Consider the following 12,566-nt stretch of genomic DNA (forward strand, 5'->3'; position numbering starts at 1 on the left):
CATGAAAAAGCACTATCTATATATTATATGTGTATGTTTTATCGTACTGGGGATATTTTCATGTTCAGACACGGTTCCGGTAAGCAAGGAAACCTCTGAGAAACCGATATTATACCCAGATTACGCAGATGTAACGATACCGAATAATATCGCTCCCCTGAATTTTAAAATACAGAATGCACATACGGAAGCGTTCGCTGTTTTCTGTTTTGAGGAAGTGAAGTTGCAGGTGAAAGAAAAAAAGGGGCAATTCCATATTCCTGCCGCCAACTGGAAAAAGCTACTTAGGAAAGCGACAGGCAAAACGATACAAGTAAAACTTTATGCTAAGGATAAGGAATGGCTGAGCTATCCGGAATTCTCGTTGTTTATCGCACAGGAACCTATGGATTCCTATCTAGCCTACCGTCTGATAGAGCCCGGATATGAACTTTGGAACCAGATGGGTATTTACCAACGGAGCCTGGAAACCTACGAACAAAGTCCCATTATGGAAAATAAACACAGTGGACAAAATTGCATGAATTGCCATTCATTTTGTATGCAAAACCCCAACAAGATGTTATTCCACATGAGAGATAAATACGCCGGGACTTATTTGATAGACGGAGATAAAATAGAAAAATTAAATACGAAAACGGAGCAAACAATTTCCCCCTTGGTTTATCCCTCTTGGCATCCCTCCGGGAAATACGTGGCATTCTCGGTAAACCAAACGAGCCAGAGCTTTCATTCCAATGACAAAAACAGGGTCGAGGTTTTCGATAGCCAATCGGATGTAGTGGTGTACGATACCGAGAAACATGAGATCATCAGTACTCCCGCTATTCGTACGAAAGAGGCTTTTGAGACATTCCCTACCTTTTCCCCCGACGGAAGAACGCTTTATTTCTGTACCGCCGAGGCACGTTCGATGCCCCACGAGTATTCGGAGGTAAAGTATAATCTTTGCTCCATAGCGTTTGATCCGGTAACAAGGAGTTTCGGATCAAAGATAGACACATTATATAATGTACGAGAGAATGGAAAAAGTGTCTCTTTTCCCCGTGTCTCTCCCGACGGGAAATTCTTGTTATTCACCTTATCGGGCTACGGGAACTTCTCTATCTGGCATAAAGACGCTGATTTATATCTTCTGGATATCGAGAGTGGTTTTTTCCATCCCTTACGAAACGCGAACAGCACAGACACGGAGAGTTATCATTCGTGGAGTAGCAACAACCGATGGATCGTTTTCAGCAGCCGACGAATCGACGGATTATATACCCGACCTTATTTCGCCTATATCGACGAGAGCGGAAATGCCTCCAAACCGTTCCTATTACCACAGGAAGATACGGATTTCTACCACCGGTTCATGAAATCATATAACATACCTGAATTTATCACAGGAAAAGTATCATCTAACATACGGAAAATCAGCAAACTTGCCAAAGAAAGCAAGGGGGTTGACGTTACTTATCATAAATAGATCGAATCTGGGAAACATACATAAAGTAAAAAGAACATGAATAATTCAAGCAAAAAGATCATACCTATTCTTCTGCTCTTATTGTGCACCTGCCTTCTGGGGTTACATTTACAAGCCACTCAAGAAGCAACCTTCTTCTACCGGGAACAACAGCAGATCTTCCTATTCAATAGTGAATATGTATTGAATATACTTAAGACAATTGGAGGATTGGCTACGATTTGTTCCCAATTTATTATACAGTTCTTCAAGGTGCCGCTGATCGGATCGCTGGTGACTGCATTGATCGGTGGAATCTCCGGTTGGTTATTCTGGCTGACCTTACGAAAGATACATCCAGCATTGTATCTTCTGCCCTTGGCCTTTCTCCCCATCTTATTCCAATATCTTTACCTAATGAAAGATAGCTATCATTATGAAGGGCTGATAGCCATGTTATTTTGGTCATTGGCTCTTAGCCTGTACAGTTACGGGGCACGAAAATTTAATTGGACCTACCGCACCTTAATCGGTTGCTTGCTGGCGACCGGATTGTTTTACACGATGGGATCTGTAGCTATATTATTCGCCCTTAGCAGCTTACTATTTGATGTATTACAAAAAAGCGAACGCTGGTACGCAAGCTTCATCCCGTTGATCCTGCTGCTTATCGTAGGTTCTCTATGCGTTCTAGGGGGCAGTAAACCCGATTATGACTATGTATTTTGGATGAAAGATTACGTAGAGTATTTCATTGAGCTGGAACCATTCTACGGCTTCTCTTGGCAAGTAGCGCTACTCGTTATGCTTCTATTCTTCCTATCACGTTACTTAGATCACATAAAAACCTATTTAAAAGCTTTAGTAGCCGTAGCATTACTTGCCTTATCCGGTATGTATTATACGCAAACGGCTCTTCAACAGAGGAATAAAGATTTCTATACGTTGATGCAAATGTTTCATTATATAGATACCGAGCAATGGGACGCCATAATCTCGTCCACCGATCTGAACTATAATAACTACTTACACCTAAATTGCTTAAACCTTGCCTTATCGCATAAGGGGGTCATGCAGACTGATTTATTCAAATATCCGCAAAGCGGAATACAATCTTTGGTCTCAAAGTATCAAGCGCATATAGAGGAAAGTTTCCTGTTCAGCCAGATATACTACCATGTAGGAATCACGTCCTTGGCATACAATTTCGCTTTTGGTACCTCGGTAGGAATTACATACGGCAGTCCCGTCATGACTAAATTATTAATAAAATCCCATTTGATATACGGACAGTATCCCGCGGCCGAGAAGTTTATATCCTTATTGGAAAAGACATGGGCCTATCACGGATGGGCCTCCTCGCAACGAAAGTTCTTATATAATGACCAAGCGGTGGAGAGTGACCCGGAATTAGGTACAAAAAGAAAAAGCCTATCCAGCGACAAAGACCTTTTCGCCAATATAATCGGATTGTTTGATAACCTGATGATTATATTGGAAGAGAATCCCCTGAATAAAGCCGCATTGGATTATACGATCGGTACGTTATTATTATCGAAAGACCTGCCCGCTATAAAAACGTTTGTTGAAAGATTCAGTGGGACGGAAGTACTCCCCGCATTACCCGAACCCTTGCAACAAGCCGTGATCTCTTATGCGGAGCATGATCCGGAATATTGCCGCAAGTATGGGGTAACCGATAAAGTCCTGTCCGAGTTCTCGATATTCAAGCAACGTGTATTGGGACTAAGGCATGCCCGACAAAATGTAGCGACTGGAATAGCCGACTATCAACCTACTTTCTGGTACTATTTGATACTCTCTAAATAAAACACATATGGAAAGACAGACTTACACAAATACAAACCGATATCTTTTCCTTTTTCTCATCGCCTTGATGGTTTCATGCTCCAAAAGCGACGTACAGATCGCCAAGAGTCTAAACAAGGAAATCGCCATTTATCCGGATTACAAGGATGTGACCATCCCTGTGAACATCGCCCCGCTCAATTTCTCTATCGCCGATAGCAGTGAGCACTGCCTTATCATTAAAGGGGAAAAGACTCAACTCCAAGTCTATAGCGATGAGGGGCTCTTTGAGATCCCACAAAAGAGATGGAAAGCCTTATTGAAAGAGAATGCCGGAAACCAAATAGAATTGACCATCGCTAAACGCATACAGGGCGAATGGAACGCCTATACGCCTTTTCATATGGACATCGTAAATGATTCCATTGATAAATATATAGCCTATCGGTTATTAGCCTTGAGCAATGATATGTGGAACAGGATGGGTATCCATCAACGAAACTTGGAAAATTATGACCAAAGCGTGATTTATGAGAATAGCCTAACCGACTATAACTGCGTAAACTGCCACACGTTTTCCTCCGGGAACCCGGATAAAATGATTTTCCATATGCGAGGTAAACACGCCGGTTCCGTACTGATTGATGGAAAGAAAATCACCAAGCTAAATACAAAGACTCCCGAGACCGTCTCAAACTTTGTCTACATGTATTGGCATCCGAATAGTAACTATCTGGCGGCCACCGTATGCGATACCTACCAAAACTTCTTCATCAATAATCCCAATACGCTGGAAGTATTGGATCATAACTCCGATATCGTGATCTACGACGTGAAGAAGAACGAGGTATTCTCTTGCGAAGCGTTAAATTCCAAAGACGCATGGCAAATATTCCCAGCGTTCTCTCCCGACGGGAAGAGCCTCTATTTCAGTTCGACCGCCGCCGTAGATTCTATTTCTAAGAATTTCAGACAAATGACCTACAGTCTATGCCGTGTCGGCTTTGACCCGGAAACCCGCACTCTAGGCCAGCAAGTAGATACTTTATACAATGGCCGGGCCAACCACAAAAGCGTATCCTTCCCTAGAATCTCACCGGATGGTAAATATCTGGCTTTTACCCTACAGGAATATGGCGGTTTCGGGGTTTGGCATAAAGACGCCGAATTATATATGATCCGCCTATCCGACGGAAAGACGTACCCGCTGAGCGAGGCGAACAGTACCGAAGGAGAAAGCTACCATTCATGGAGCCACAACAATCGTTGGCTGGTATTTAGCAGTCGCAGGTTGGATGGATTATACACACGCCCGTTCTTTAGCTATATCGATGATAAAGGCACGGCCCATAAACCATTCCTCCTGCCACAAAGAAATCCCGTAAAATATTATAAAGACTTGTTGTGGACTTACAACCTCCCGGAGTTTATACAAGAAAAGGTCCAAGTAGACACTCATGCCGTGATGGAAACAATGAGAAATACAAAAGGAATCCATGTAAAATAAGAACAATAGCTAGGGTGGGTGAAAGGAGATAAGGATGTCTGTTTGGTTAAATCTACCCACCCTTAGCTATTGATCTGTTTGCTCACTCTTTTATCTTCACCGAGAATAGAAATAGAGCGTTTCAAATCAACGCCCATATTTCCATTTGTCGTATTCATAAAATAAGTACAAACTTTCGGCAATCAGATTTCACTCTTTAGTGAAACAAACATATGTAATCTGCGTTTATAGATTATCAAATGTCTCTTTAAAAACTTGAGACAAAAATAAACTATTTTGATAGAAAAATAGGTCTGTAAATATTCACATTTTATTCACAACACACACCAAAACGTTCATTTATCCTAGGAAGCATCACAATTTAACATCTAACCGCTCCATCATCACTCCGGTCTTCTCCCTTGCCTCCGTCACATCCAAACCACGAGCCAGCAAGACGGCCATACGGCGATGTCCATGAACTTCCGGTTTTCCAAAGAAACGCATCTGCGTATCGGGTTGTTCCAAGACCTTATCCAGATTCCCCAAAGACAACCGGTCACTGTCCCCTTCCACTACGACGGCACGGGAAGCTCCCGCTCCATGAAACACGATATTAGGGATCGGCAAGCCAAGCACCGCACGGGCGTGCAAAGCGAATTGAGACAAATCTTGCGTAATCATCGTCACCATTCCGGTATCGTGCGGACGGGGGGAAACCTCGCTGAATATGACATCGTCTCCTTTAATGAATAATTCCACGCCGAAAATACCACGTCCGCCTAAAGCCTCGGTGATCTTACCGGCGATCTCACGGGCTTTCGCTTTAGCGGCAAGGCTCATGGCTTGCGGTTGCCAAGACTCCCGGTAATCACCGTCCACCTGAACATGTCCTACGGGTTCCAAGAAAGACGTTCCTCCGATATGCCGAACCGTCAGCTGGGTAATCTCATAGTCGAAATCCACGAAACCTTCCACGATCACCTTACCCGCTCCAGCACGTCCGCCTTCTTGGGCGTACTGCCAAGCACGATCGATATCCTTTTCCTCACGAACCACGCTCTGTCCGTGTCCGCTCGAGCTCATGATCGGCTTCACCACGCAAGGCATACCGATTACCTTCACCGCTTCCTTAAATTCCTCCTCGGTCTCGGCGAAACGATACGGCGAGGTAGGCAAGCCCAGTTCCTCGGCCGCCAAGCGGCGGATTCCCTCACGGTTCATCGTCAGCCAAGTGGCACGGGCGGTAGGAATCACATGGTATCCCTCTTCCTCCAGTTCCATCAAGGTACGGGTAGCGATCGCCTCCACCTCCGGCACGATATAATCCGGTTTCTCTTTCTCGATGATCTCCCGCAAGGCATCGCCATCCAGCATGGAGACCACATAGGAACGATGCGCCACCTGCATGGCCGGAGCGTCCGGATACTTATCCAAGGCGATTACCTCCACGCCATAACGCTGCAACTCTATTACAAACTCTTTCCCCAATTCGCCCGAGCCACAAAGCACGACTTTAGTTGCCGTAGCCGATTTGGGCGTACCAATTGTTACCATAAATCTTTCTGCTATTTGAATTTCGCCGCAAAGGTAAGGGTTTAGATAAAGATAGCCTAGGGCTTTTTTCTTTATCTATTAAGTGGAAGAAGCAGAGAGATTCATTATCTATCAGTTGTTGGACGATCATGCACCAACTGTTGGATGATCGTCTACCAATTGGTGCATGATCGTCCAACGGATGGTAGAAGATGTATACATATAGTACCGGCACGTAAAGTTACCGCACGTACAAGTTAATAGATATAGATGGTAGAGCTAAACCTTTTCGATCAAAACCTTTTGTTAATATTACATAATTATAAGTACCTTGCGATACAAGGTATCTTAGTAAAGCATATATTTGTAACCAAATGATAAAAGTGTTCACCAACAGTGTAACTTTTTTAGCAAACTGTACGTCTAATATATTAAAGTAACTACATAATATGATGATTCAACTGAGAGGAATAAACAAAACGTACTTTAATGGAGCCCCCCTGCACGTTTTGAAAGGTATCGACCTAGATATAGAGAAGGGAGAGATGGTATCCATCATGGGAGCCTCCGGTTCCGGTAAGTCAACCTTATTGAATATCTTAGGGATATTAGATACGTACGACACGGGCACCTATCAATTAAACGGACAGTTGATTCAGAATCTCAGCGAAAGTCGTGCCGCCGAGCTCCGGAACCGAATGATCGGCTTCATTTTTCAATCTTTTAACTTAATCTCATTCAAGAACGCCATGGAGAACGTCGCCCTCCCACTCTATTATCAAGGGGTCAGCCGGAAAAAGAGGAATGCCATGGCACTGGAATACTTGGACATGGTGGGATTGAAAGATTGGGCGGAGCATATGCCGAATGAGATGTCCGGTGGACAGAAGCAACGGGTAGCGATCGCCCGGGCCTTGATAGCGAAACCCCAAGTCATATTGGCCGACGAGCCGACCGGAGCGTTGGATAGCAAAACGACCGTGGAGGTAATGGAACTACTACGCAAGGTAAACCTAGAAGGGATGACCATGGTGATCGTTACCCACGAACCCTCCGTAGCGGAGGCTACAGACCGGATTATCCGGGTAAAGGACGGGTTGATTGAACGTATCGAAAAAGAAGAGAATCATGTTTGACTTTGATAATTTCAGGGAAATATGGAGCACCATCAAAAAGAATAAGCTCCGTACCTTCTTGACCGGCTTCTCGGTCTCATGGGGTATTTTCATGTTGATCGTGTTACTGGGGGCGGGAAACGGGTTGCGCAATGGCATCATGTACAACTTCAGGAATATGTCTACCAACCGGGTCGAGGTATGGACACGCTATACCACCAAGCCTTGGAAAGGTATGCAATCCAACCGCAGCATCAGTTTCAAGGAAGAGGACCTAGGCGCCTTGAAGAGAGACTTCAAGGAGGTGGATCTTTGCTCGGCTACGATCTCCCACAATGACACGATCACTTACAACGAGGAATATGTGACGGGACAAACCAATGGCGTATATCCGGATCATGCCCCGATCAATTACGTGAATGTAGAGACGCATAACGGCCGCTTCATCAATGAGCAGGACATGAGGGACCGAAGAAAAGTAATCGTGATCAGTCCCCGTATGGCGGAGGTCTTGTTTCGTGACGAGAAGCCGCTGGGTAAATACGTGAAATGCGGGAATATGATGTATCAAGTAGTCGGCGTGTACAACGATGATGACAAAAGCAATAACGCTCCCGCTTACATCCCATTCTCCGTAGCCCAATTGCTATATAATAAAGGATACGGCTTCGGATCGCTAACGTTTACCTTGAAAGGGGTGACTACCGAAGAGGAGAATGAGGCTTTCGAGGAAAGTTTCCGGGAATGGATGGCACGCCGCCACCAATTCGACCCGACAGACAAGAACGCTATCGGTATGTGGAACATGGCGAATGAGTTCTTGATGTGGAATAATATAATGAACGGGATTACCTTGTTTATCTGGATTATCGGTATCGGAACGTTGATGGCGGGAATCGTGGGAGTTAGCAACATCATGCTGATCACCGTACGGGAACGGACCCGGGAGTTCGGCATACGCAAGGCATTGGGAGCTAAACCCGGCTCGATCTTGGCATTAGTAATCGCCGAGTCCATCCTCGTAACAGCCGTCTTCGGCTATGTCGGGATGATCATGGGGATCGGGCTCACGGAGCTAATCAATCACGCGATGGAAATGGCCCAAGCCGGAGCCCAGTCCGGTGGGAATATCGGAGAAGACACGACGGTCTTCCGTAACCCGACCGTCAATCTGGCGATAGCTAGCTCCGCTACGGTCTTGATCATCGCGGCCGGTGTATTGGCGGGTTATTTCCCGGCACGCAAGGCGGTGAAAGTCACGGCTATCGAAGCCATGAGAACGGAATAATCATAAAAAAGAAAAGAACCATGTTTGACATAGACAGATGGGTAGAGATATGGGTGACGATCACCCGAAACAAGACACGCAGCTTGTTGACCTGCTTCGGCGTATTCTGGGGAATCTTGATGTTGGTGATTCTATTGGGAGCCGGAAACGGGATGAAGAACGCCATGTTCTCGAATATCAACGGATTCGCCACGAACTCCGCCTTCTTTTTCTCCGACCGGACCAGCGAATCGTATAAAGGCTTTAACAAGGGGCGTCAATGGGACATGCGAAACCGGGACGTGGAGAGCATCCGAAAACAGGTGAAGGACATCGAGGCCGTCTCCCCCATCATCTGGGGAAATCGCTCGGACAAGAATATCGTTTTCGGCCAATTAAGCGGTACTTATAACGTAAAAGGCGTGCAGCCCGATTATTTCAAGATCGAGACCCAGCAGCTTTATTACGGACGGTTACTAAACGAGATCGACGAGATCGAGAAACGTAAGGTTTGCTTGATCGGCGCTAAGGTGAACGAGGTATTGTTCAAGGGAAGTGATCCCTGCGGGAAATATATCCGGGTAAACGGGATTTACTACCAAGTGGTAGGCGTCACGAAGCAACGGGCTTCTAGCGTCAATATCGGCGGACGGGCCGAGGAAAGCGTATTCCTCCCTTTCAGTACCATGCAACAGACGCTGAACCAAGGGGATATCATTCACTTCTTGTGCGTGAGCGCCAAACCCGGCTATAAGATCGATCCGGTGATCACGCAGATCAAGGATATCGTAAAGAGCCAGAACCAGATCTCTCCTACCGATCCGCAGGCCGTGACGGTGATCAACTTGGCGGCTCAGTTCGAGACCTTCAATATGCTATTTATCGGTATCGATATCTTGATCTGGCTCGTGGGTATGGGTACGTTATTGGCGGGTATTATCGGTGTAAGTAATATCATGATGGTAACGGTCAAGGAGCGTACCCGGGAAATCGGCGTACGCAGGGCCTTGGGAGCGAAACCTTGGAACATCATCTCGCAGATCATGAGCGAGAGTCTGCTACTTACGGCCTTAGCGGGTTTGTTGGGGTTAAGCGCCGGGGTATTCCTGCTCGATCTTGTAGATAAGATCATGAGTGCCCAGCCGGCTTCCAACGGAACCATGATGGAGCATCCGGAGGTAAGCATCCAGATCGCAGTAGCGGCCACGGTGATCTTATTATTCAGCGGTCTGCTGGCCGGGCTGATCCCCGCATGGCGAGCTATGCAGATCAAGGCGATAGATGCCATACGAGAAGAATAAACAACAATTGTCAATTAATAAAACTATATAATCATGAAGAATCGCATTGTAAAAAAGATCCTGCGTATCATCTTATTAGTACTTGTGGGAGCAGCGGTAATCGGTACATTCTATTTCTTATGGAAGAAAGCGCAACCGGTCATCACCGTTTATGAGATCGTAACCCCTGAAAAAGGGGATGTGGAAACCAAGACGGTCGCTACCGGAAACGTAGAGCCTCGTTTCGAGGTGGAGATCAAGCCGCAGATTTCCGGTATCATCTCCGAGCTGAAGAAAGAAGCGGGGCAGATGGTCCAAGCGGGAGAGATTATCGCCATTATCAAGGTAATCCCCGAGATGGTACAGCTCAACAGCGCCGAATCGCGCGTGAACCTTGCCAATATCTCTTTAAAGCAAGTGGAAGAGACTTATAAGCGGGATACGCAATTATTTAAGCAAGGTGTTATCGCCCAAGAAGATTTCGATCTTTCCAAAGCGAACTACCTGAAAGCCGTGGAGGAAAAGGATAACGCGCAAAGTGCCTTGGAGATCATCCGCGACGGTATAGCCAAGAACTCCAGCGTGGCCAGTACGACCCAAATCCGTAGTACCATTACCGGTATGATCTTGGACATTCCCGTTAAAGTAGGTAACTCGGTTATCCAAGCGAATAATTTCAATGATGGCACGACGATCGCTACCGTAGCCAATATGAACGACATGATCTTCAAAGGAAACGTAGACGAGACCGAGATCGGACGCATCCACGAGGGAATGCCGATCAAATTGACCGTCGGCGCCATGGAAAGCCGTTCATTCGACGCTTTGCTGGAATATGTATCGCCCAAGGGAGTAGACAAGAATGGAGCTATTCAATTTGAGATCAAGGCGGCCGTAACGATCCCCGAAGATGCTTTCATCCGTGCGGGATATAGCGCCAACGCCGAGATCGTGCTAAAACGTGCGGAAGACGTGCTTACGATCCCGGAAAGTACGGTCGAGTTCCAAGGGGATTCCGCATTCGTTCAGTTAGTTAAACAAGAGCAACCGGAGCAAGTCTTCGAGAAGCATCCTGTAAAGGTAGGTCTGTCCGACGGTATCAAGATCGAGATTCAAGAAGGACTGGCCGCAACCGATAAAGTCCGGGGCGCAGCTATTGACCCGAATAAGAAATAAAAGAAAGATTGTATGATGAGAAGAAACTTATATATACTGGCAATCGCTTCCCTCCTGTCCGGAAACTATATTTTCGCTCAGGATGCGGTGAAGCAATGGAGTCTGGAGGAGTGCATCCAATATGCCATCGAGCATAATATCGACTTAAAGCAAAAGGAGCAGGAACAGGAAAGCCGAAAGGTAGACTTACATACCAGCAAATACAGTTGGCTCCCGGCCCTAAATGGCAGTCTTGGACAGAGCTTCCAGTTCGGACGCTCCACGTCTAAATCCGGGGTGATCGTGGACCAGAACGCCGCCAACTCCACATTGGGGATCAATCTGGACATGCCTTTATTTGACGGGTTAAAAATACCGAACGATATCGCCGCCCGCAAACTTGATCTAAAAGCGTCTATCGAGAACTTGAATAAGGCGAGAGAAGACCTATCCATCAATATAGCTTCCTACTACCTGCAAGTACTTTATAATAAAGAGCTGCTGAAAATAGCGCGACTGCAAGTGGAACTGGACAAGGAGCAGGTGAATAAAACGGAGGCCATGGTGAACGCCGGAAAGGTGCCTCTTTCCCAACTGTATGATATCAAGGCCCAATTAGCGAAAGATGAGGTCACGCTTACCGAATCGCAAAACAATGTGAACCTCGCTTTACTGGATCTGGCGCAAAGTCTGGAACTAGAGCGAAGCGACCGGAATTTCGATATACAGACTCCTGTAATTGAAGATGCGGTGGCTGATAATATGAGCAGTATCCTACCTCCGGAAAACATTTACGACCATGCGGTTACGTTCAAGCCTCAGATCAAGGAACAACAGTATTTGCTAGAGAGCCAAAAGAAAATGTTGCGTGTCGCGCAAGCGGGCTATTACCCCAAGTTAAATTTCGGGGCTAGTTACAGCAATGGATATTATCATTCTACTTCCGGAGGTGAATTTGCCGATACTCGTTCCTTTAGCGAGCAGTTTAAGCAGAATGGGCAAAAGATCGTCGGATTCTCATTGAGCATTCCACTTTTCAACCGCTTCCAAGTACGCAATAGCGTTCGTACCGCAAGGATCAACATTATCAACCGGGAATTGCTGATGGAAAATACAAAGAAAACGTTATACAAGGAAATCCAGCAAGCGTACTACAACGCAACGGCTTCCCAAGAGAAATATACGGCTTCCGACAAATCCGTCACGGCGAGCAAGGAAGCGTTCAATTATGCCCAAGAGCGTTACAACGCAGGTAAAAGCACTGTCTTTGAATTTAATGAGGCTAAAACAAAATACGCGCAAAGTCTAGCGGAACAGGCACAGGCCAAATATGATTTTATCTTCCGTACGAAGATTCTAGATTTCTATAATGGCAACCCTATCCGTTTATAAACGTTAATTAATACTTCATTTTTTTCATTATACACACAAAGTTTAAGGGAAGATGGTCTTTATGGACATCTTCCCT

General features: G+C 45.9%; 9 protein-coding genes. 8 read left to right on the forward strand and 1 reads right to left on the reverse strand.

Features of this window, described 5'->3' with window-relative positions; all coding sequences use genetic code 11:
* Position 1 precedes the first annotated feature (1 nt).
* Genes DW033_RS04025 through DW033_RS04035 form a run of 3 tightly spaced genes read left to right on the forward strand, consistent with a single transcriptional unit; the run spans position 2 to position 4,766 of the window.
* Positions 2-1,471 (forward strand): PD40 domain-containing protein, encoded by a 1,470-nt coding sequence (locus DW033_RS04025; RefSeq protein WP_048927179.1) that lies wholly within the window; start codon positions 2-4, stop codon positions 1,469-1,471.
* A gap of 36 nt (positions 1,472-1,507) precedes the next feature.
* Positions 1,508-3,280: a DUF6057 family protein gene (locus DW033_RS04030; protein ID WP_048927178.1), complete on the forward strand. Its 1,773-nt coding sequence runs from the start codon at positions 1,508-1,510 to the stop codon at positions 3,278-3,280.
* 7 nt (positions 3,281-3,287) lie between these two features.
* Positions 3,288-4,766, forward strand: coding sequence for a PD40 domain-containing protein (locus DW033_RS04035; protein WP_048927177.1), 1,479 nt, complete (start codon positions 3,288-3,290; stop codon positions 4,764-4,766).
* A 354-nt stretch (positions 4,767-5,120) separates the two neighbouring features.
* Here the strand turns inward: DW033_RS04035 and purT are convergent, their stop codons facing one another.
* A complete protein-coding gene (gene purT / locus DW033_RS04040; protein ID WP_048927176.1) occupies positions 5,121-6,302 on the reverse strand; it encodes a formate-dependent phosphoribosylglycinamide formyltransferase in 1,182 nt (393 codons plus the stop codon).
* A gap of 431 nt (positions 6,303-6,733) precedes the next feature.
* On the opposite strand from purT, the gene DW033_RS04045 reads away from it, so the two are divergent.
* Genes DW033_RS04045 through DW033_RS04065 form a run of 5 tightly spaced genes read left to right on the forward strand, consistent with a single transcriptional unit; the run spans position 6,734 to position 12,490 of the window.
* A complete protein-coding gene (locus tag DW033_RS04045; protein WP_005867634.1) occupies positions 6,734-7,417 on the forward strand; it encodes an ABC transporter ATP-binding protein in 684 nt (227 codons plus the stop codon).
* The gene (locus DW033_RS04050; protein ID WP_005867632.1) at positions 7,410-8,684 is read left to right on the forward strand and encodes an ABC transporter permease; all 1,275 of its coding nucleotides are present in this window, start codon (positions 7,410-7,412) and stop codon (positions 8,682-8,684) included. The genes DW033_RS04045 and DW033_RS04050 overlap by 8 nt, the downstream gene beginning before the upstream one ends.
* Before the next feature lie 20 nt (positions 8,685-8,704).
* Positions 8,705-9,964, forward strand: a complete 1,260-nt coding sequence (locus DW033_RS04055; RefSeq protein ID WP_008772754.1) for an ABC transporter permease — start codon at positions 8,705-8,707, stop codon at positions 9,962-9,964.
* Positions 9,965-9,997: 33 nt separating this feature from the next.
* Positions 9,998-11,119, forward strand: a complete 1,122-nt coding sequence (locus tag DW033_RS04060; RefSeq protein ID WP_005867627.1) for an efflux RND transporter periplasmic adaptor subunit — start codon at positions 9,998-10,000, stop codon at positions 11,117-11,119.
* Between the two features lie 12 nt (positions 11,120-11,131).
* Entirely contained in the window at positions 11,132-12,490 is a 1,359-nt protein-coding gene (locus DW033_RS04065) for a TolC family protein (RefSeq protein ID WP_122382470.1), read from the forward strand.
* Positions 12,491-12,566 lie beyond the last annotated feature (76 nt).

This window comes from Parabacteroides sp. AF39-10AC (assembly GCF_003635405.1).
Taxonomy (GTDB): domain Bacteria; phylum Bacteroidota; class Bacteroidia; order Bacteroidales; family Tannerellaceae; genus Parabacteroides; species Parabacteroides distasonis.